20 protein-coding genes and 1 pseudogene are annotated in these 19,679 nt (G+C 56.9%); 8 read left to right on the top strand and 13 right to left on the bottom strand.

Translation table 11 applies throughout. The features are described 5' to 3' along the window. Positions 1 to 258 precede the first annotated feature (258 nt). From OCY70_RS06270 to OCY70_RS06260, 3 genes are read right to left on the bottom strand one after another with little or no spacing between them, the layout of a single operon-like run. Positions 259 to 558, bottom strand: coding sequence for a hypothetical protein (locus OCY70_RS06270; protein WP_213429124.1), 300 nt, complete (start codon positions 556 to 558; stop codon positions 259 to 261). Then, the gene (locus OCY70_RS06265) at positions 548 to 877 is read right to left on the bottom strand and encodes an ankyrin repeat domain-containing protein (protein WP_213429123.1); all 330 of its coding nucleotides are present in this window, start codon (positions 875 to 877) and stop codon (positions 548 to 550) included. The genes OCY70_RS06270 and OCY70_RS06265 overlap by 11 nt, the downstream gene beginning before the upstream one ends. Before the next feature lie 41 nt (positions 878 to 918). After that, on the bottom strand, positions 919 to 1,137 hold the full coding sequence (locus OCY70_RS06260) for a hypothetical protein (RefSeq protein WP_213429122.1): 219 nt from the start codon (positions 1,135 to 1,137) through the stop codon (positions 919 to 921). Between the two features lie 164 nt (positions 1,138 to 1,301). On the opposite strand from OCY70_RS06260, the gene OCY70_RS06255 reads away from it, so the two are divergent. After that, entirely contained in the window at positions 1,302 to 1,679 is a 378-nt protein-coding gene (locus tag OCY70_RS06255) for a hypothetical protein (RefSeq protein WP_213429121.1), read from the top strand. Between the two features lie 161 nt (positions 1,680 to 1,840). Here OCY70_RS06255 and OCY70_RS06250 read toward each other — a convergent pair whose 3' ends face one another. Then, on the bottom strand, positions 1,841 to 2,713 hold the full coding sequence (locus OCY70_RS06250) for an AraC family transcriptional regulator (RefSeq protein WP_261944698.1): 873 nt from the start codon (positions 2,711 to 2,713) through the stop codon (positions 1,841 to 1,843). A 169-nt stretch (positions 2,714 to 2,882) separates the two neighbouring features. Between OCY70_RS06250 and OCY70_RS06245 the strand changes: the two genes are divergently transcribed. The 3 genes from OCY70_RS06245 to OCY70_RS06235 all read left to right on the top strand — a co-directional run bounded on the left by OCY70_RS06245 (position 2,883) and on the right by OCY70_RS06235 (position 5,913). Next, entirely contained in the window at positions 2,883 to 5,096 is a 2,214-nt protein-coding gene (locus OCY70_RS06245; protein WP_249725297.1) for a GH92 family glycosyl hydrolase, read from the top strand. Between the two features lie 110 nt (positions 5,097 to 5,206). Then, positions 5,207 to 5,704, top strand: a complete 498-nt coding sequence (locus tag OCY70_RS06240) for a GNAT family N-acetyltransferase (protein WP_390955133.1) — start codon at positions 5,207 to 5,209, stop codon at positions 5,702 to 5,704. After that, on the top strand, positions 5,659 to 5,913 hold the full coding sequence (locus OCY70_RS06235) for a sterol carrier protein domain-containing protein (RefSeq protein WP_213429117.1): 255 nt from the start codon (positions 5,659 to 5,661) through the stop codon (positions 5,911 to 5,913). Before OCY70_RS06240 ends, OCY70_RS06235 begins: the two co-directional genes overlap by 46 nt. Here OCY70_RS06235 and OCY70_RS06230 read toward each other — a convergent pair. From OCY70_RS06230 to OCY70_RS06220, 3 genes are all read right to left on the bottom strand, one after another. Then, complete coding sequence (locus OCY70_RS06230) at positions 5,870 to 6,250, bottom strand: hypothetical protein (protein ID WP_213429116.1); 381 nt, start codon at positions 6,248 to 6,250, stop codon at positions 5,870 to 5,872. The genes OCY70_RS06235 and OCY70_RS06230 overlap by 44 nt on opposite strands. A 70-nt stretch (positions 6,251 to 6,320) precedes the next feature. Further along, entirely contained in the window at positions 6,321 to 6,878 is a 558-nt protein-coding gene (locus OCY70_RS06225; protein ID WP_213429115.1) for an ATP-binding cassette domain-containing protein, read from the bottom strand. 182 nt (positions 6,879 to 7,060) lie between these two features. Further along, entirely contained in the window at positions 7,061 to 8,194 is a 1,134-nt protein-coding gene (locus OCY70_RS06220; RefSeq protein WP_213429114.1) for a zinc-dependent alcohol dehydrogenase, read from the bottom strand. 174 nt (positions 8,195 to 8,368) lie between these two features. Here OCY70_RS06220 and OCY70_RS06215 point away from each other — a divergent pair, with 174 nt between their 5' ends. Together OCY70_RS06215 and OCY70_RS06210 are read left to right on the top strand one after the other, a co-directional pair. Next, on the top strand, positions 8,369 to 9,013 hold the full coding sequence (locus OCY70_RS06215; protein ID WP_213429113.1) for a metal-dependent hydrolase: 645 nt from the start codon (positions 8,369 to 8,371) through the stop codon (positions 9,011 to 9,013). Positions 9,014 to 9,194: 181 nt separating this feature from the next. Next, complete coding sequence (locus tag OCY70_RS06210; RefSeq protein ID WP_213429112.1) at positions 9,195 to 9,800, top strand: pentapeptide repeat-containing protein; 606 nt, start codon at positions 9,195 to 9,197, stop codon at positions 9,798 to 9,800. A gap of 152 nt (positions 9,801 to 9,952) precedes the next feature. Here the strand turns inward: OCY70_RS06210 and OCY70_RS06205 are convergent, their stop codons facing one another. From OCY70_RS06205 to fumC, 4 genes and pseudogenes are all read right to left on the bottom strand, one after another. Beyond that, positions 9,953 to 10,282, bottom strand: a complete 330-nt coding sequence (locus OCY70_RS06205) for a hypothetical protein (RefSeq protein WP_249725296.1) — start codon at positions 10,280 to 10,282, stop codon at positions 9,953 to 9,955. Positions 10,283 to 10,382: 100 nt separating this feature from the next. After that, a complete protein-coding gene (locus tag OCY70_RS06200; RefSeq protein WP_261948753.1) occupies positions 10,383 to 11,135 on the bottom strand; it encodes a cupredoxin domain-containing protein in 753 nt (250 codons plus the stop codon). A 280-nt stretch (positions 11,136 to 11,415) separates the two neighbouring features. After that, positions 11,416 to 12,453 (bottom strand): annotated as a pseudogene (locus OCY70_RS06195) (glycoside hydrolase family 18 protein). A 150-nt stretch (positions 12,454 to 12,603) separates the two neighbouring features. Continuing rightward, positions 12,604 to 13,980, bottom strand: a complete 1,377-nt coding sequence (fumC, locus tag OCY70_RS06190) for a class II fumarate hydratase (protein WP_213429109.1) — start codon at positions 13,978 to 13,980, stop codon at positions 12,604 to 12,606. Between the two features lie 165 nt (positions 13,981 to 14,145). Between fumC and OCY70_RS06185 the strand changes: the two genes are divergently transcribed. Together OCY70_RS06185 and OCY70_RS06180 are read left to right on the top strand one after the other, a co-directional pair. Further along, positions 14,146 to 15,063 carry a DMT family transporter gene (locus OCY70_RS06185; protein ID WP_213429108.1) on the top strand — a complete coding sequence of 306 codons (918 nt, stop codon included), beginning with the start codon at positions 14,146 to 14,148 and terminating at the stop codon, positions 15,061 to 15,063. Positions 15,064 to 15,717: 654 nt separating this feature from the next. Further along, positions 15,718 to 16,371, top strand: a complete 654-nt coding sequence (locus OCY70_RS06180) for a peptidylprolyl isomerase (RefSeq protein ID WP_213429107.1) — start codon at positions 15,718 to 15,720, stop codon at positions 16,369 to 16,371. Positions 16,372 to 16,437: 66 nt separating this feature from the next. On the opposite strand, the gene OCY70_RS06175 is transcribed toward OCY70_RS06180, so the two are convergent. Then, the gene (locus OCY70_RS06175; protein WP_213429106.1) at positions 16,438 to 17,517 is read right to left on the bottom strand and encodes a lactonase family protein; all 1,080 of its coding nucleotides are present in this window, start codon (positions 17,515 to 17,517) and stop codon (positions 16,438 to 16,440) included. Positions 17,518 to 17,742: 225 nt separating this feature from the next. Next, positions 17,743 to 19,542: an oligoendopeptidase F gene (gene pepF / locus OCY70_RS06170; protein WP_213429105.1), complete on the bottom strand. Its 1,800-nt coding sequence runs from the start codon at positions 19,540 to 19,542 to the stop codon at positions 17,743 to 17,745. Between the last annotated feature and the right edge of the window lie 137 nt (positions 19,543 to 19,679).

Genomic DNA, 19,679 nt, shown 5'->3' with positions numbered 1-19,679 from the left:
CCACTCCAGTCACCTGCTCCGCCAATACTGCAAGAATGCAGCAATTTCAGTGAGACGAGGATGCGAAAATAGGATTGCTGCAAAAATACAGCAATTACCCTACGGCAAGGGATAAATAGCATTCAAAATGGTGAAATAATGTAATTTTGCAGGATTTTCTCTGAATTTAGCCGGTTGAGGTTAAAAATGCTGCGCCTGTGCAGCATTTTCATGCGCGGACCAATTTGCCCTAACCCCCGCCCTTCCTAAGAAAAAAGACTATCGACAGGACTTTGTCGACAGTCTGGAACGCTTGGAGATTTGTCGATATGTCCATGCCATCCCGGCGATATGCAGCGCCGTTCCCTCTTCTCTCTGTATCGAGCTATCGAAGCCGGTCTCCAGCATCAGCTTCACCGCTTCGGCCTTATCGAACTCGGCAAATTCCAGGAGCATTCGCCTGTCATCATCGGACAGAGACGTAAGCAGAGACGGTTCATGGTTGAGCATCTCCAGCACGGCTTGCTTGTCGGCGGCGGCGTACCGTCCAAAAAGACAGTCGGTATGATCAGGCCCCATGCCGCTCCAGCGTGTCTGTAAGCTCCCGCTGCCCGTAACGAACGGCCAGCATATATGCCGTTTTCCCATCGCCCCTTCTCGCATTGACCGGTGCCCCATGCTTCAGCAGCAGCTCGACAATGAAAGGCGACCGCCCCCGCACGACAGCCCAATGAAGCGGCGTACCGTCGAGCTTCCGGAACAAGGCAGGCGTCGCGTTCACGTCCGCTCCATACCGATATAGCAAATCCAGACATTCAAATTCGGGCGATTCAGCCGCATGATACAGCGACTCGCCGTCATTCGGGTCAGCCCCGGCTTCGAGCAGCACTTGCGCCACCGCCGCATTCCCGGCTGCTCCCGCCGCGCCGCACAAGGCGCTCAGCTTGCGTCGCAGGGATCATCCTTCGCCGCGATGAACGCGTCGGCATTGGCGCCGAAATCAAGCAGCAGCTTGGCAGACTGCGCGAATCTTTCATTATAATGGGGGCTTGATTTGGGAAGCTCTTGATGGGCCGCCAGGATCGCCCGGGCCTGTTCCTCATTGCCGCTGATGACGGCAGCAAGAAATTCATGGAGCGGGTCTTGCTTGATATCCAATTTGATCACCTCAATGATCGCGGATCGCGACTTAACGCTTAGTATGACAAACTCTTTTCCGTACAGACATGCCTCTCCTTGCTCACTGGACTTAAGTCCAGTGACATACAAGCCATTAGTCCATTGGTTAATATTGGAACAATTATTGGAGGAATTGTCGCGACATGAATCAACCCATTATACGAGTCAGCAATAAAAAAAAGAGAACATGGGCGAAGATACTGCTCGCTTTTATGTCTTGCGCGGTACTTCTGATCGCTGGCGAATTTGTATATGAATATGCAGCCGCCCAACAAGCCCAAAAAAATTATGCCCCGCCCGGAAAGCTTGTCGATGTCGGCGCATTCGGGATGTCGGCCGAAGCGATCAGGCAGCTGGAAGACATTTGGCAAGCGCAGCAGCGGGACATGCTGCAGCTCTCAAGCGATAGCGAACTGATTGTGGCGGAGAGAAGCGGCCATATGGTCATGCATGACGAGCTGGAATTGGTCATTGACGCGATCAAAAGGGTAATCCAAAACCGCGCCAGTCAAGCTTCTTAACCCTGCCGACAGCAAAGCCTGCAACGCCTGGTTTGATGCCAGCGATGCAGGCATTGATTTGCGGTGTGACTCTCATGGCCGGAGATATGGCAGGCAAGCCGATAAAATGCCGCATCCTCCTACATTCGAGCGGTCCAGATTCCGTCTTATCCGGCGTCCCGTCATGTCAGCGCGATATATTCGCGCTTGCGGTAGGCGGTCGGTGACATGCCCATCCGGGCCTGGAAGACGCGCACGAAGGTCGGATATGATTTGAAGCCGGCCTCATACGCGACATCGGTAATCTTCATGTCAGTGCCGATCAGCAGATTGCAGGCATGGGCGGTCCGGTTCCGCTCCAGAAAGGAATAATAATTTTCGCCGACAGCCTGCTTGAAGGCTGCGCTAATATACGGCACGCTGTAGCTGAAGCGCTCGGCCAGCATTTCCAAGGTGATGTCTTCCTTGAAATTTTGATATACATAATGAATCACTTCCCACATTCCCCGGCGCTGCATGCCCGAATGGCCCTCCTGACAGCGCTCCAACCGCTCCAGGCGGTAGCGCTCGAACAGGACGAAGAGCTGGGTCAGCTTCGCCAGGAACATGGTGCGGCTCCACGGCTTCTCCTCCCGGATCTCGTCATACATCTGATGCAGCAGCGGCAGCATCTCGCCTGCGGTGTAGTCGTCCAGCTTGTAGGTCGAATTGTCATCGTTCTCCGCATCCTTCAACAGGCGGTGCAAGGTCAGGAATGAATCCCCCGCCCCGAAAAACGCCTTCAGCCCGATCGCGCCGACATAGAGAACGAGCTCTTCCCCGGGCGGAATGTCTATTTCATGCACCTGATGGGGAAACAGTAAAGTGAAGGTCCCGGGAGCCAGCTCCTTCTCGACGCCATTGATCCGTTCCGTTCCTCTCCCCCGGATGGCATACGTATACTCAATAAAATGATGGACATGGGCCGGCACGGTGCCCTTCAGCCGATGTATCTTCAACGTGAACGGAAATTCGCCATGAATCTCCTCGTCGCCATGCAGATTATCCGGGAACATCCCGATCCCTCTTTTCACCCGAATGTTTGCGAAGATCTCATTACGCCCATTTTATCATTAAAAATGAGAGATGTTATAAAAAATTGATAGGTGATTTATAACATTTCGCTCTACAATAATTATGATAGCCATATTCAATATAACATTCATTCCGAAGGAGCGAACATACATGAGCTTACTCAAGCATGTCCATCCGCTGCAAGGGACGGACTCGGTCTACCCTTATTCGAACGGAAATACGCTGCCGCTCGTCTCGATGCCCTGGGGCATGAACGCCTGGAGCCCGCAAACCAATGAAGCCGCAGGCGGCTGGTACTTCAGCCCGCATCATAACCGGCTGGAAGGGATCCGGCTTACTCACCAGCCAAGCCCTTGGATCGGCGACTACGGCCATATGACAATGATGCCGCAGACCGGTCCGCTCAAAGTATGGGCGCCGGAGCGCTCTTCCTCGTTCCGCCGCCAGGACATGGTCGTGAAGCCGGACTACTTCAAGGTTCGCCTGCTCCGCTACGAGACGACCATGGAACTGGCCCCGACCGCGCGCTGCGCCAGCATCCGCCTGACGTTCGACCGCCGGGACGGCGCGCGCTTCATCCTGTCGACGTTCCCTGGCGAAGCGTCGATGAAGATCGATCCGGAGAAGCGAACGCTGAGCGGCTATACGACGGCCAAGGCCGGCGGCACGCCGGACAACTACCGCATGCACTTCGTCATGACGTTCGATTGTCCGGTCCTGGCCGATGCCAGCGGCTTGTCGGATCAGGAATACAAGCCGATCGGCAGCCTGTCCGCGGCGGGCGAGCGCATCGGCGCGTATGTCGGACTCGGCGTTCCCGAGCACGGAACCGTTCATGTCCGCGTCAGCACCTCGTTCATTAGCGAGGAACAGGCGCGGATCAACCTGGAGCGGGAGATCGGCAGCCGCTCCTTCGACGAGGTCAGAAGCCTGGCGACCGAGACATGGGAGAAGCAGCTTCGCGTCATTGAAGTCGAGAGCGAAGACGCGGAACGCCTCGATACGTTCTATACCTGCCTGTACCGGACCAGCTTGTATCCGCACGCGATCCATGAATATGACGTGAAGGGGAAGCAGATTCATTACAGCCCGTATAACGGCAAGATCGAAGAAGGGCCGCTTTACGCGGACATCGGCTTCTGGGATACGTACCGCACCTCGTTCCCGCTCTACAACCTGCTCTATCCTTCGTTCGTGAACGAGATGATGCAGGGCTGGGTCAATGCCTACAAGGAAGCCGGCTGGATGCCGAAGTGGGCTTCTCCCGGCGAGCGGAGCATGATGCCGGGCACGCTCATCGACGTCTCCTTCGCCGATGCCGTCGTCAAGGGCAATACCGGCTTCGACGTCGAGACCGCGTTCGAGGGCTTGCTGAAGCATGCGATGACCGTGTCGAGCGACAACCGCTACGGACGCAAAGGCATGGGCGAATATTTGAAATACAACTATATGCCTGCCGACATCCATACGCACGAGAGCGTGTGCAATACGCTCGATTACGTCTACGGCGACTTCTGCATCGCCCAGATCGCGAAGCATCTTGGCCGCGAAGAGGAATACGCGCAGCTCATGGAGCGCGCGAAGAACTATGCGCACCTGTTCGATCCGTCCGTCGGCTTCATGCGCGGCAAGCTTCAGGACGGCAGTTGGCTGGAGCCGTTCGATCCGACCATGTGGGGCGGACCGTATACCGAGGGCGGCGCTTACCAGAACAGTTGGGCCGTCCAGCACGATCTGCGCGGTCTGGCCGATCTGATGGGCGGACGTGAAGCGTGCAAGCGCCAGCTCGATGCGCTGTTCGCGGCCAAGCCGGAGTTCAAGGTCGGCTCCTATGGCTTCGAGATTCACGAGATGTCGGAGATGGCGGCGATCGATTTCGGCCAGTTCGCCATCAGCAATCAGCCTAGCTTCCACTTCCCGTACATCTATGCCGCGCTCGGCTATCCGTCCTTGACGCAGCATTGGGTGCGCAAGACGATGGATGAGCTGTTCAGCGCCCGCCCGGACGGACTTCCCGGCGACGAGGACAACGGCAGCTTGTCCGGCTGGTATGTCTTCGGCGCGATGGGCTTCTATCCGCTCAGCCCGGGGGTGCCGGAATATGTGCTCGGCACGCCGCTGTTCCCGCGGATGACCGTTCATCTCGAAGACGGCACGCGGCTCGTCATCGAGGCCGGGAACAACTCGGACGCGAACAAATACGTGGCCAGCGTCCGGCTGAACGGGGCTGCGGTCGAGAAGCTGTATGTGACGCACGACCAGGTCAAGGCCGGCGGCACGCTCTCCTTCGACATGACCGATGCGCCTGGCGAAGACAACTACGAGGAGGCGGCGCTTCCGTACTCGATGTCGAAGCAAGCCTGATTCCAACAAGATGAACAGTGGAGCCTCCCCCGAACCGTTTCGGAGAGGCTCCTTTTTTTGCCGTGCAAGAAGAATGCCGAACACGCTTGCTTCGCGCTTGCATTCCTTCCATGCTGACTCATCTGCTTGCCGTCATGAAGGAGGATGGGCAGACGGTGTCAATGCTGCATCCGTTCTCCGTGTCCTTTTACCGCAAATATGGCTGGGGACTGATCACCGATTACTGCCGCAGCGCCTATGCCAAATCCGATCTCGTTCCGCTGCAGCCCGCGCCCAACGGCATCATCCGCCGCTACACGAAAGCGAACCATTCCGCCGAGCTGGAGCAGGTGTACGATCAATTTGCCCGGCGGCATGCGGGCATGCTGAAGCGGACCGCCGACCGGTGGCTCCAGGCCGTGTACGGGAATATGTTCGCCGCCGTCTATTATGACGAAGGGAAGAAGCCGCAAGGCTATATGCTGGATGAAGTGAAGGAATCGCGCATAAAGGTGAAGGAATTCGTTCCGCTGAACGGCAAGCCCGCATCGGGCTGTGGAACTTCATCTGCCAGCATGATTCGATGGTGGAGCAGGTGGATCTGTGGGCCGCTCCGGACGAGCCGTTGAATTTCGCCCTGCGCAACCCGCGCATTACGAGAGATGCGACGCCGCTTGTGATGGGGCGCATCGTGGACGCCGAGGCGTTCCTTGCCCGCTATCCGTTCCAGTGGCAGGACGCGGACGAGGCGCTCATCCTTCATATCGAGGATCCGCACGCGGAATGGAACAATATCAGCGTCTCGCCAAGAACCGCGGCAGTCCGACCGGTTCATTGAACTTGTCGAGCACAATCGGATACAGAACGGTGAACAGGCTGAGTCCTGTCATCATCAGCAGGCAGGCGATGATTTTGCCCCATTGATACCGGACAAAGCTTCCCAGATGCAAGATCGAAAGCTGCTCCTGAACCTGGTTCTCTCCCACGAATAACTGATAAGCTACCCAAGCGGCAATTACATATATGAAAATTCCGGTGTTCCCGTACGTCTCCATCACCGGGTTCGGCTTCACCGAATAAATCATCATCACGGCGAACAGACAGGCGGCGAAGGGCGGAAAATAACGGTGCGACCGCGTATAATTGCGCAGCAAAAAGCCGATGAGCGCCCTCATCTCGGATCGCCCCCTTCCCGGCTTCCCTTCATCGCTTCGGCCAGCAGATCCCGGTCGGTATCTCAGGATATTACCGAGGCGATCGAGCCGCGGGAAGCGAGAATTTCGCGCAGCGCCGCATCGCTCTCCTCGCGCGGGACATGGATGCGGAGCGCGCCGCCATGCTCCTGCACGGTTCCGAGGCGGTCCAAGGCCGCCAACGCGTCTTCCGCTCCGTCCGGAAGCGTGAAGTCGATCCGCATCCGCGGCTCAGCCACTCCTCCACGCCGAGATCGCGGGCGATCCGTCCCTGCTGCAGGAGCAGGATGCGATCGGCGACCGTTTCCAGCAGCAGCGGTTCATGGCAGGTGAACAGCAGGGCCATCCCTTGCCTTCTCCATCCCTGCAGCCAGCCGGCCAGATCGCGCTGCGAATCGGCGTCCAGACCGGGCAGCGGCTCGTCCAGTATAATCTTCACCTCTCCGGCCGTTGGCATCAGCAGCCCTGCGGCGATGCGAAGCAGCGTGCTCTTGCCGGATCCGTTCGCCCCAATCAAGGCGACGGCCTCCCGGGCATGCACGGTGAAGGCAGCCCCGTTCACGACCGGCATGCGATAATAAGCTTTCTCAATTCCTTCCAGATGCAACAAAAGAACTCCGGCCTCCCCCAAATAAACTTACCGGAATGCCAATCTCTTTAGTTTAATTGGGCGCGGCTTCCTTTTCAACTGGAGGGGCGGATGGAGAACACGGGTTCCTGCAACGGCGGCAGGGCATGGCCGAAGCGGCGCTGCTTCGATCCATGCCCTGTCTGGTTCCGACGCGGGATCGGCTATGGCTTCAAGACGACCTTGATGCAATTGTCCTCGTGATCATTGAACAACTGATACCCGCGCTCGGCTTCCGCCAGCGGCAGCTTATGGGTAATGATCTCGCGCGGATCGAACTCCCGATTCACGATTTTGCGGTACAGCTCCGGCATGAAATGCACGACCGGCGCCTGCCCCATCTTCAACGTGATATTGCGGGCGAAGAATGCGCCCAGCGGGAACATATTGTACGTGCTTCCGTAGACGCCGGTAATCTGAACCGTGCCGCATTTGCGCACCGCTTTGGTCGCGATCTGAATCGGACCGAGCGTGCCGCCCTGCAGCTTGAGCTTCTGCTCAATGAACTCCAGGGCCGATTTTTTGCCATCCATGCCGACGCAATCGATGACGACATCGGCCCCGCCGGAGGTGATTTCCTTCAGATGCTCGCCCATATCGTCATGAGCGGTGAAGTCGAATACCTCCACCTTGTTGATGCGTTCCGCGTGCTGCATCCGGTAAGGAAGATAGTCGACCGCGATGACCCGCTTCGCCCCCTTCATCCAGGCGAAGCGCTGCGCCATCAGGCCGACCGGACCGCATCCAAGCACGATGACCGTATCACCCGCCTTGACGCCGGCGTTCTCCACGCTCCAATATGCCGTAGGCAGCACATCCGAGAGGAAGAGCAGCGAATCATCCTCCAGCTCGCAGGACTCCGGGATCACAAGCGGCATGAAGTTGCCGAACGGCACCCGCAGCAGCTCCGCTTGCCCCCCCGGATAATTGCCGAACTTCTCGCTATAACCCAAATAGCCTCCTGAATCATAATGAGGATTCGACCGGTCGCATTGGCTCTCCAACCCATCCTTGCAATAAGCGCATTGGCCGCATGCGACGGTGAACGGAATGACCACGCGATCTCCTTTCTTCACCTTCGTTACCTCCGGGCCTGCTTCCTCCACGATCCCCATCGGCTCATGACCGATAATATATCCGTCAGGCAGCGGAAAATTGCCTTGGTACAAATGCAGATCGGACCCGCAAATCGCCGTCGAAGTAATGCGAATCACGATATCGTCCGGCTTCTCGATGCGCGGGTCTTCCACCTGCTTCACTTCGACCTTTTTCGGACCTTGATACGTAACCGCTCTCATGTTGACCCTCCAATCCAAGTTTCCAGCCTTTTCATAATGTGCAAACCCTCCCCGCCTTTTATACCTTGTCCTGAAGCAACAATTAGGTCCCCTGTTGGTTGCCCCAAGGAATGAAAGCAAGTATAATCAGGGGTACGCAAACATATGTTTGCAAGGGGATCAGAGGAGGTTATCATGAAAGGCTCAACACATCTTGCTATCGGAACCGCAATCGGCATGGCTGCGGCAATTTATTATCCCTTCAGCTGGAAGCATGCCGCCCTGTATGTCGCGGTCTCGGCCTTCTCCGCCTTGAGCGCGGATCTGGACGGCCCCTCGCTGATTAGCAGCAAGCTGGGCAAGCTGTCGAAGCTGCTTCATGAGCTGCTTGTATGGACCGGAGGGCTCCTTGTCTCGGCCGTCCTGATGCTGTATGCCGTGTATGGAATCGAGCACCGGGAATGGACCGTCATCTCCGTCGTTCTTCTGCTTACCGGCTTTATCGCCAAGGAAGGGGCCATTCGCAATGGCCTGGTCAGCTTGGTAGGCTGCGCACTTATTTATTCCGGCTGGACATCGGACCGGTATTGGCTCATCGGACTCGGGCTGTTCACCGCGATCGCTCCCTGGCTCCGGCACCGGGGGCTGACGCATACCGTATGGGCCGCCTGTGCTTGGGGGTACATAGGATTGGGACTGGAGCATGAGCTGCAGCTGGACGGAATCGCTGCTGTCGCCACGGCCGGGTATATGTCCCATCTCATTGCGGATACGCTCACGCCGCGCGGCGTCAAATGGCTGTACCCGCTCTGGAGCAAGTCGTTCAAGCTTCGCTTGTAATCACGCCAATGATAAGGGAAGCCACCGAGCCTCCACCACGAATATTTTACTCGGAAAAGACGGAACGAGCATTGCCCGGCAGCGGCAAGCTTGATACGATGAGAGATATTCAGATAAGCAGCGAACTGCCCAGGGGAAAATATTTCGCTTCGGGCAAGCAGTCATTGGAGGCTTCATTGCGATGTATCAATATGTTGACCAGCACTATGAAGGCGTTGATTTCAGCCATGCCGATCTGCGGGACGGCGAGCTGCGGAACTGCGTCTTCACCAACTGCCGCTTCCGCAGCACCGGCATGGAGGAAGCATGGACTACGGGCTGCCAGTTCATCGATTGCGATTTTACAGGCGCCATTCTGAACGGTTCCATCCATACGCGCAGCGCGTTCACCAACTGCCGCTTCGTGGGCGTCAATCTGTTCGCCTCCAAGTTCGAGGAATGCAAGATGGTCGGCACCGATTTCGCCAACGCGAACTGGGACGGAATAACGATATTAGGAGGCGATTGGTCATACACCCATATGCGGCATGCCAATCTAAGCAAGCAGAAGCTGCGCGGCGTGCGGCTGATCGAGGCCGACTTGTCGGAATCCCGGCTGGATAAGGCGGATTTGCGGGATGCCGATCTGACGCATGCGATGTTGACGAAGGTCTCCTGGAAGGGCGCCGATCTGCGCGGAGCCAATCTGGAGGGCATTCATTGGAAAGGACTCGATATTCAGGGCGTGCGTCTCGATAGCGGACAAGCCGTCGCCTTCGCCCGTTCCCATGGCGCCAAGATCGACTAGCTTCCTGCGCGTCATACGGCGGGCGGCCACAGATGGAAACGGCGAAGCACTCCCGCACCACGGGCCCATCAGCGGCAGGAGCCGTCGATCGAACAAAGCAGCTCACAGGAGCTGCTTTGTTCTCTTGCGGATGCTTCCCCGCATATGTTGGCCTACCAATCCCACGGCCCCTTGCCGATACCCAGCATCTGGCTCAACCATACGCTGGCCGTAACCTCCCGCGGCGCCAGCGAATCGCGGGTGCACGCCGACTCAGGCACATAGGACGAGTAGTCCTTCAGATGCTTGAGAGCGCCTTCCGCCAAATTATTGGTGACCTCCGCCCGGTCGTAGCACGGAGGCGCAATATATGTCTGATAGGTATGATCCAGGACGATTCGGGTCGAATCCGGGGGATGCAGCGTCACCGGAACGACGAACATCGCCCCAATCATGATCGCGGCCGCAATGACGGCAATCCAGCCTTTTTTCCGAGACAACATATTCACTCCTTGGGCGATGACAGCGGCATCCAACAAAGAAACGCACAGCCTCTCCGCAGACAGGCCATGCGTTGCGTTGAACCCTTCATCCCGGTTCCGATTACTCGACGATAATTTTGCCGACCATGTCGTTATGACCGGATCCGCACATAATCGAGTATTTGAACTCGTATGTTCCTTCCTTGTCAGCCACGAATTCAGTCGTGCCCGGCTGATCGAGCTTCACATTCAGATCCGGGATCTCCACGCCATGAATGCCTTGTTCGTTCTCGAAGGTAAGCTTAACCGTCTGCCCCTTCTTCACCCGAATCTCGGTCTGATCGAACTCGAAGTTTTTGGCTTTCAGCGTCACCGCCTGCACATCGCCGGAAGAAGTTGCCGGAGCCGCTCCATCATTGTCGGATGCACCCGCATCCTTGTTCCCGCCGCCGCAGGCAGCCAACGAGACAGCCAACAGCGTTGTCACTGCCGCGAGAGCAAATTTCTTGTTCACCACAAAGACCTCCTTATCCAATTGACTCGTTTCTACCGTCCAAGAGCGGTCACTCTTGGCGAACAGCCGCTTGTCGAACAGGACAATGGCAAGAAAGAGAAAAAAACGAACAGCTAAATGGAAGCGGAAACAATAAACATCAGCATCGCAGCGTCCGTCTTTTTTCATGTTGATGCGATCTAGAATATGTAGTAGAAAAGGCCGCAGACGAATCACGTCAGCCACCCGACGGCTTCGAAAGTGCGCATGAGTCGGGACCGTCGCATCAGCTTTGCTCCCGCCAGGACAGGCCGGGCAAGGCGCCAATAAGCGAGCGATAGCAGCGATGCGGATGAACCATTTGCTGTCATGCTTCATCATTTCTCTCCCTTATCAACCAGTATAGCTATAATTTAGATCACGAATATGGCTGTATTATGAACGGAAGGTGAACGATATTTGAACTTATAGTGACAAAATGTTCCTTTCCTCTCACGACTGATGCCGCCCAGGCTCTTTTCTTCGCGGCTGCCCTCCCTTTAGCATGCAAACAAAAAACAGCAGCGAACCTAATTGATTCGCCGCTGCATCTCTAGCTTCTCGTTTGTCCTCGGCATGCACCGGAACGGAATTGCCCGATCCGGAGCCCCGATTGCTCCGATTAGGCCTTGAATCCGTTGTACATCGCGCTCAGCAGCGTGCCGCTCTTGTCACAGCTATACTCCCAGAACATGATGCCTCTCAGCTTCTGCTCTTGAATATAGCCGCACTTGCACGCCAGCGATTCCTCGTCATCGTACGTAATGAAGGTGCTGCCGTCGAACAGGTAAGGCGCCTTCGCTTCGTCATCCCAGTAGCGGGTGAAGCCGTTGCGGTTGATGTATTCTTCCGCGAGACGGGAGTAATCCGGTCCGTAGCCGCCGGATCCCGGGGTCATTTGCAGATAGCCGTTATTGACCGCCGGAACGTCCTTCCACATTCTCGAATAGAAGGCGGCGCCAATGACGATTTTCTCGCGCGGCACGCCCGCGTTCGTGAAGAGGCGGACCGATGCGTCCACGCTGATGCGGAACAGATCTCCCGTCGACGCATACAGATTGGTGTGGTGCCCGGTCAGAGTCTGGAATCCGCCGCGCATATCATAGGTCATGAGCTGAATGAAATCGAGGCAGGCCTGCACCTTATCCATTTCCGTCCCGTCAATGTAATACTGGTCTGCCCCCGCGGCAATCGTCAGCAGATAGCGGCGGCCGTCGGCTTGCCCTTGGCGGTCGATGGCTTCCCTCATCTCCTAGAGCAGCAGCGTGAAATTCTGCTTGTCCGCCGGACTGGATTGGATTCCCGCTACCGAATAGCATGGATACTCCCAGTCGAGATCGATCCCGTCGAACGGATGATTGCGCAAAATCTCCACCGCAGACTCCGTGAACTTGCGGCGTCCTTCCGCAGTGGACGCTGCCTCGGAGAACCCGCCGGCACTCCAACCGCCGACCGACAGAATCACTTGGAGCTCCGGGTTATATTCCTTCAATTGAGCGATCGAGCCCAGATTTTGCAAATGCGCCACGGTAATGCGGTCTTCCTTCACATGGCCGAACGCCACATTCAAATGCGTCAATCTTGCTGCATCCCCCGGGGTAATCTCCGGCAGGACGCCATCGACCGCGTAGCCGGCCAATATGTAGTTATGAGCTGCCATTTCTCTCATTCCTTCCAGATGCGTTCGTTTATCGATAACATCATACCACAGACGAAAGGCCAATGAATGTCCAAAATGTTATGAAAAGAACCGCCTGAATGTTCTTTTTCCCCTGGCCGGAACAATCAGGCAGTTCCCTCCCTGTCATCATCAGACCATCGATTGCGGCTTCACGAAATCATCGAACTGCTCCTCCGTAAGCAGGCCGGTGCGAAGAGCCGCTTCCTTCAGCGTCAGCCCCTCCTGATGCGCAAGCTTCGCGATCTCGGCCGCCTTCTCATAGCCGATATGCGGGTTAAGCGCGGTCACCAGCATTAGCGACTGCTCCAGATTGCGGCGGATCACCTTGCGATTCGGTTCAATGCCGGCGACGCAGCGATCATGGAACGATTGCATCGCATCCCCCAGAAGCTTCGCTGATTGCAGAAAGTTGTAGATGATCACCGGTTTGTATACATTCAGCTCAAAATTGCCCTGGCTGGCCGCCATGCCGATCGTGGCATCGTTGCCCATCACCTGACAGACGACCATCGTAAGCGCCTCAGCTTGGGTCGGATTCACCTTGCCGGGCATAATCGAGCTCCCCGGTTCATTCGCCGGAATGAGAATCTCCCCTATTCCGCACCGCGGACCGCTCGCCAGCCAGCGCACATCGTTGGCAATCTTCATCAGATCGGCCGCCAACGCCTTCAAGGCGCCGTGGAGATGAACGATCTCGTTATGGCTGGTCAGCGACTGGAACTTGTTCCGGGCCGTGACGAACTCGCGCGCGGTCGCCTTGCTCAGCTCCCTGGCCATCAGCTGTCCGAACTTCGGATGCGCGTTCAGCCCGGTGCCGACCGCGGTTCCGCCAATCGCCAGCTCCAACAGGGCGCCGGAGCTCTCGATTATGTACTCCTCGCACTTCTCCAGCATCCGGTGCCATCCGCTGATCTCCTGTCCCAGCGTTAGCGGCGTGGCGTCCTGCAAATGCGTCCGCCCAATCTTAATCACATCGCGGAACTGCTTCGATTGATTCAACAGCGTGCTCTTCAGCCGATGCAGCGCGGGCAGCACTTGATCCTCCACCGCGATGAAGGCGGCGATATGCATCGCCGTCGGGAACGTGTCATTCGAGCTCTGCGACCGGTTGACATCATCATTCGGATGCACGCGCATGCCGCTCCCTTGCTCGGCCAGCAGCTCATTGGCCCGGTGAGCAATCACTTCATTGACGTTCATATTCGTCTGAGTGCCGCTCCCCGTCTGCCAGACCACCAGCGGAAAATGATCATCATACTTGCCGTCCAGCAGTTCCTGCGCCGCCGCCACAATCGCGTCGCCCTTCTCCTTCTCAAGGTGTCCGAGCTCGCCATTGACGCGGGCGGCACACTGCTTAATCAAGGCGAGCGCGTAAATGACCTCGCGCGGCATCTTCTCCGTGCCGATTTTGAAGTTCTCCAGGCTTCGCTGAGTCTGAGCCCCCCACCGTTTATCCGCAGGAACCTGCAATTCGCCGAATGTGTCCCGTTCCACCCGAACATCCATCGGACTCACCTCCATTATCATCATTCACTGCCGTTTCTCCATTCTTACAGCAAAAACGCCCAACTCGAAGCTCCTTCCGTCCCCCCTCTTTATTGTTCCTTCCAAATGCGCTATACTAGCTGATCGTGACCACCAAGATAAATAACCTACGAGGTGCATCAACCGATGTCTGCCCAAAAATCATCCCATCTTTATTTGCTTCTCATTATTGGAATCATCGCGATCTCCTTTTCCGCCATTTTCGTAAAATGGTCGGAAGCGCCCGCTTCGATTATTGCCATGTACCGGCTGCTGCTCACGAATCTCATGCTGCTGCCCTGGGCGTTCGCCTATCGAGCGGAATGGCGCGCCGTTCGCGGCAAGGACTGGCTGCGCATGGGGATGTCCGGGCTGTTCCTGGACATCCACTTCCTGCTCTGGATGGAATCGCTTCGCCATACGACCGTCGCCAGCTCGACAATGATCCTGTCCTTAGAGCCTATTCTTGTCATGCTCGATTCATTCTGGCTGTTCAAGCAGCGAACGACGCCGGCGGCCTTGGCCGGCATCGTCATCGCCATCTTCGGCATCATGCTGATCGGCTGGGGCGATCTCCGCTTATCCGGACAAGCGCTGTACGGCGATCTCCTGTCCGTGTTCGGAACCGTTGCTGTCGTTGTACATATGCTGCTCGGCCAAGATTTGCGCCAACGCATCTCATCCTATGTATATAACTTTACCGTCTTTTTCGCCGCCGGAGCCGTTCTTGCCCTCTATAACCTGGGAGCCGGCTATTCAATGAGCGGCTATCCTGCATGCGAGTGGCTCTTGTTCCTGCTGATGGCGCTCGTTCCGACGGTGCTTGGTCATATGCTCTTCAACTGGCTGCTGAAATATGTCAACGCCACCTCCATCTCCATGAGCGTGCTGGGCGAACCGGTCGGAGCCAGCCTGCTGGCCTGGATACTGCTCGGCGAGAAGATGACGGCGCTGCAGGCATCCGCCTGCGTCCTGCTTATTGCAGGCGTCTGGATATTCCTTCATTACGACGAGCCCAGGCAGACGGATGTTCCAACTGCGGAGACGACGCTGTCGCCGAAATAGACTAAGGCTCGGCCCGGGGCCGGAACATGCCGTTCCGCCCCGACCTGGGGCTCCCCCTGCTTTTTGCCCACTATACCATTGCTTCAGCTCATATGAGCCGGGGGCAGGCCTTTCGTTCACTATCCCTTCGCATCAGCTCATATGAGCCGGGACGGGCCTTTTGCTCGTTATTCCCTTAACTCCGCGTTAAGCGATAGGCGTTCTGTCCCCCCGAGTTCTCTCTTTCCGTCAGGGCGCTGGCTGAGCCACGGGGAGAATGGACAAAAGGGATGTAAAACCACCTCTCTGTTCTCGACATAACCGCGCATCCACGACAATCCTTCTCATTTCATCCTGGGTGATATCCCGTTTACGCCGTTTTACGCAATAATTCTTTACTCCGCTGCCTGGACCACCCTGCCTAGCGCCTGCTAGCCTGCCCGCCAACGCAGCAAGACCGTACGCATCTTGAACTAACCCAAGAAGATGCCAGTCATTCGAGCGGGGTCGATCTGTTCGGGAGCCGCTTTGGCAACGAGAATCAGGGTAGCGAAATAACGTTATCGCTCTGAACGGCACTGGCTGACGGACCGGCTGTTTGCTCTTGCCCCCATTCGATGGCATACTGTAAACGTATGAGATATTTTCATAGCAAGAGGTAGGAGGAATGAATGCATGAGACGAAGTAACAGACAGCGTACAGGCTTGACCCTCGTGGCCCTGCTCATGGCTGCCATGTTGGTCGTCGCGGGCTGCGGCAGCCAAGCCGGCAACGCGAGCGGCGCGGACAACGCCAAGCATCCGCTGGTCACGATTGAGATGGAGAGCGGCAAGAAGATTGAAGTGGAATTGTATCCGGACACCGCTCCGAACACCGTCAACAACTTCATCTCGTTAGTCAACAAAGGCTTTTATGACGGACTCATTTTCCATCGGGTCATTCCCGGCTTCATGATCCAGGGCGGCGATCCGGAAGGAACCGGAATAGGCGGCCCGGGTTATAGCATCAAGGGCGAATTTTCTTCGAACGGCGTAACCAACGATCTGAAGCATACGGAAGGGGTTATCTCGATGGCCCGTTCCATGGATCCCGATTCGGCGGGCTCTCAATTCTTCATTATGGATGCGGATGCGCCCCATCTGGACGGAGAATATGCCGCATTCGGCAAAGTGACTTCCGGAATCGAGACGGTGCATGAGATTGCCAACGCGAACCGGGATGCGAATGACCGTCCGGTGGAGGAGCAAAAGATCAAAAAAATCACGGTAGATACGTTCGGCGTTGAGTATAAGGAGCCGGAGACGATCAAGGAACCGGAAAGTAAATAAGCATGCGAAAGAACCCCCACTGGAAATCATTCCGGCGGGGGTTCTGTATCGTGTGTTATTATCCGGTTATACCGTGAAATAGGCCGGCTTGACGCAGACCGGCTTCGAGACCTCAACGGTCTTCCCGGTAAATGTCAGCTTGCCGGTCGCCTTGTCCACGCGGAACAGAACGAGATTGTTCGTATCCCGGTTCGCCGCGATAAGATAACGTCCGCCCGGCGTAAGCGCGAAATGGCGCGGATGCTTCCCTTCCACAGGGACATGCTCCACCAGCGTCAAGATGCCGGCCGCCGCGTCGATCGCATAGACGGCGATGCTGTCGTGACCGCGGTTCGAGCCGTACAGATAGGCTCCGTCTTCCGAGACCGCAATCTCCGCGCATGTATTTTCCCCGGTGAAGCCGGAAGGAAGGGTCGGCACCGTCGCAATCGGCTGCAGCGCCCCTTGCTCCGCATCATAATGATAAGACGTGATCGAAGAGTCCAGCTCATTGATTACAAAAGCGAGCTTCCCGTTCGGGTGGAACGTCATATGGCGCGGACCCGCTCCCGGGTGGGCGGCTGTCTCGCCATGGAACTGCAGCTTCCCGCGCTCCTTGTCGAGCGTGTAGGCCCGAACCCGATCGATGCCCAAGTCCGGCACGAACAGATAACGCTCGTCCGGGCTGAAAAAGACGGAATGCGGATGCGGCTTCTCCTGCCGCTCGGCATTCGGCCCGTGTCCTTCATGCTGCTGAACGTCCAGCTGTTCGCCGATGCGGCCGTCGGCCGTCAGCGCAACCAGCGCGATCCGTCCGCCATGATAGCTTGCCACTACGATATGGCTGCTGCCGGAATCGCGCTGAATATGACAGGTCGGCGCATCGACCGTGAAGGAGCGGTTCAACAGTTCCAGCTTGCCTGCCGCCGGATCGATGGCAAAAGCGGCCGCTTCCCCTGTCTTGCCTCCGTCCCGGTTCGTTCCTTCCGCGATCGAATATAACCGGCGGCCTTCCGCGTCCAGATTCACGAAGGTTGGATTGCGAAGGCCGGATACTTCATCCGTCAATGTCAGCGATTCATTCTGTTCGTCGAACTCGAACGCATAGACCCCGCTGCCGGAGCCGTCTGCATAGGATCCGACAAAAACAAGCATACGTTCTGCCATGTTGTCTTCCTCCTTGTCACATCCTGATACTTGTCCATTGTTCTAATGTACACTTATCCCCCGCGGCAAATCAATAGCGGGAAGCAAGTTCTGCCCATGATGCAAGGATGCAAGCTACGGCGCCGATGACGCATCATGAACCGGCGCTAACTGTATATCCCGGTCAATAAGCAGCGATGCCCCCCGCTTGCCGGGAGACATCGCATCTGTTCATCTCTGATTCGATTAAGACAGCCTCTCCAGCTCATCGACGAGCGAGCCGATATAAACGACGGCTTCCTCGATCGCGTGCGGGCCGGACATATCGACGCCGGTAATCTTGATCAGGTCGAGCGGCTTCAACGTGCCGCCTGCCTTGAGCGCCTGGAGCCAGCGATCGACGGCCGGCTGGCCTTCCTCCTGAATCATCCGCGCGGCGGCTGTGGACACCGTCAAGCCTGCGGAATACGTGTATGGATACAGGCCCATGTAGTAATGCGGTTGGCGCATCCACGTCAGATGCGCGCCCTCATCCAACTCGACGGCGTCGCCCCAGAACTTGGCGAGGACGGCGCCTTTTTGCTCGGACAGCGTCTTCGCGGTAAGCGGCTCGTTGGCGGAAGCGAGATCATATACGCGGCGCTGCATCTCGCCTTCGAGCAGATGCGTGACAAAGTTATGGTAATACGTGCTGAGCAGTTGCTGAATGACCCATCTCTTCATCCGGTTGTCGGATGATTGCTTCATAATGTGCTGGGCCAGGAGCATCTCGTTCATCGTCGACGGCGCTTCGATGAAGTACATCGCCGGACGGTAGGTTGCATACGGCTGATAGCGGCCGGCTAGCGCGAAATGGCCGGCATGGCCCAGCTCATGCGCCAGCGTGAACGCCCCGCGCATATTGTCCGCCCAGGAAATGAGAATGTACGGATGCGCTCCGTACGGCGACGAACAGAACGCGCCGGTCGATTTGCCAACATTGTCGGCGTAATCAATCCAGCGATTGTTCAGCGCATCCCTGATAATCTGGCAGTATTCCGGGCCGAGCACCACCAGCGATTCGGCTATCAGCTTCCCTGCCTCTTCGATCGAGATATGCGGATTGTATTCCGGATCGAGCGGCGCCTTCAGATCGCAGAACATCATCTTGTCGAGCCCGAGCTCGCGCTGCTTCAGCTTGGCGTAGCGGCGCATGTGGGGCGCCAATTGCTCCTGGATAATATCCAAAATATTATGGTACATCTCGAGCGTCACTTGCTGCGGCTGAAGCAGCATCTCCGTTACGGAGTTATATTTGCGGAGGCGGGACAGGACGACCTGCTTCTTCACTTCCGTCGCGTACGTCTGCGCGAACGTATGCTGGTACGCCTTGAGCGTATCCGAGAAGGACGCGTACGCGGCGCGGCGCAGCGTATGGTCGGGAGACATTTCATATTTGCCTTCGTACAGGGCGAACGAGACCGGCCACTTCGTTCCGTCCCCTGCTTCCACGTCAGCGAATGACATGTCGGACAGCTTGCTGCGCAGATAGATGCGGTACGGGGCGCCGAACAGCTCGCCCAGCGACGCGAAAGCGGCTTCCGTCTCCGCGGACAGGCGATGCGGCTTCGTCTCGAGCAGATCGGTCAGCCCTTTGCGGTAGATGCCCAGCTTCGGCTCTTCCTCCAGGAACCGCTCCACCGTGCCCTCCGGCAGCGCTAAAATATCCGATGAAATAAAGGATAGCTGGGAATTGACTTGTGAGAGCATATCGCCCGCGATGCTGGAGTTCGCCTGGTTGACCGGATCCGTGCCGTCCCCGGCCTGCTGCAAATGCGCATATGTATTGGCCCGCGACATCCGTACAATCAGTGCGTCCCGCGCCTCAAGACAGGCGAGCAGCACAGATGCGCTATCGCCCAGCTTGCCTTTATACCGGGCGACCTCGGCCACATCCTTCTGAATCTGCTTCAATTCTTCCTTCCAGGCTTCCTGACTTGGATACAGGTCGCTTAAATTCCAGGTCGCCTCGATCGGCACTTCGGAACGCTTCGGTCTTGCTTGCATGCGATCAACTCTCCTTTTTGCCATAAAATAGAATATCCACTCTATCCTGAATACGATGGTATCACAAAACGGACACAATTTGAGCGTTCCGCTGAAAAAAAGAAAGACACCCCCGGCAAAATCCAAGGAGTGTGCAA

This window comes from Paenibacillus melissococcoides (genome assembly GCA_944800085.1).
GTDB classification, from domain to species: Bacteria; Bacillota; Bacilli; order Paenibacillales; family Paenibacillaceae; genus Paenibacillus_B; species Paenibacillus_B melissococcoides.
The sequence above is the reverse complement of the archived record's forward strand: the minus strand, read 5'-3'. Positions and strand labels throughout refer to the sequence as shown.

What these genes read in the sequence shown, in the direction of transcription:
- OCY70_RS06270 (WP_213429124.1), bottom strand. Translation starts at nt 558, where the DNA reads ATGGGGCCTGATCATACCGACTGTCTTTTTGGACGGTACGCCGCCGCC.
- OCY70_RS06255 (WP_213429121.1), top strand. Translation starts at nt 1,302, where the DNA reads ATGAATCAACCCATTATACGAGTCAGCAATAAAAAAAAGAGAACATGG.
- OCY70_RS06250 (WP_261944698.1), bottom strand. Translation starts at nt 2,713, where the DNA reads ATGTTCCCGGATAATCTGCATGGCGACGAGGAGATTCATGGCGAATTT.
- OCY70_RS06245 (WP_249725297.1), top strand. Translation starts at nt 2,883, where the DNA reads ATGAGCTTACTCAAGCATGTCCATCCGCTGCAAGGGACGGACTCGGTC.
- OCY70_RS06240 (WP_390955133.1), top strand. Translation starts at nt 5,207, where the DNA reads ATGCTGACTCATCTGCTTGCCGTCATGAAGGAGGATGGGCAGACGGTG.
- OCY70_RS06235 (WP_213429117.1), top strand. Translation starts at nt 5,659, where the DNA reads ATGGTGGAGCAGGTGGATCTGTGGGCCGCTCCGGACGAGCCGTTGAAT.
- OCY70_RS06230 (WP_213429116.1), bottom strand. Translation starts at nt 6,250, where the DNA reads ATGAGGGCGCTCATCGGCTTTTTGCTGCGCAATTATACGCGGTCGCAC.
- OCY70_RS06220 (WP_213429114.1), bottom strand. Translation starts at nt 8,194, where the DNA reads ATGAGAGCGGTTACGTATCAAGGTCCGAAAAAGGTCGAAGTGAAGCAG.
- OCY70_RS06215 (WP_213429113.1), top strand. Translation starts at nt 8,369, where the DNA reads ATGAAAGGCTCAACACATCTTGCTATCGGAACCGCAATCGGCATGGCT.
- OCY70_RS06210 (WP_213429112.1), top strand. Translation starts at nt 9,195, where the DNA reads ATGTATCAATATGTTGACCAGCACTATGAAGGCGTTGATTTCAGCCAT.
- OCY70_RS06205 (WP_249725296.1), bottom strand. Translation starts at nt 10,282, where the DNA reads ATGTTGTCTCGGAAAAAAGGCTGGATTGCCGTCATTGCGGCCGCGATC.
- OCY70_RS06200 (WP_261948753.1), bottom strand. Translation starts at nt 11,135, where the DNA reads ATGATGAAGCATGACAGCAAATGGTTCATCCGCATCGCTGCTATCGCT.
- fumC (WP_213429109.1), bottom strand. Translation starts at nt 13,980, where the DNA reads ATGGATGTTCGGGTGGAACGGGACACATTCGGCGAATTGCAGGTTCCT.
- OCY70_RS06185 (WP_213429108.1), top strand. Translation starts at nt 14,146, where the DNA reads ATGTCTGCCCAAAAATCATCCCATCTTTATTTGCTTCTCATTATTGGA.
- OCY70_RS06180 (WP_213429107.1), top strand. Translation starts at nt 15,718, where the DNA reads ATGAGACGAAGTAACAGACAGCGTACAGGCTTGACCCTCGTGGCCCTG.
- OCY70_RS06175 (WP_213429106.1), bottom strand. Translation starts at nt 17,517, where the DNA reads ATGGCAGAACGTATGCTTGTTTTTGTCGGATCCTATGCAGACGGCTCC.
- pepF (WP_213429105.1), bottom strand. Translation starts at nt 19,542, where the DNA reads ATGCAAGCAAGACCGAAGCGTTCCGAAGTGCCGATCGAGGCGACCTGG.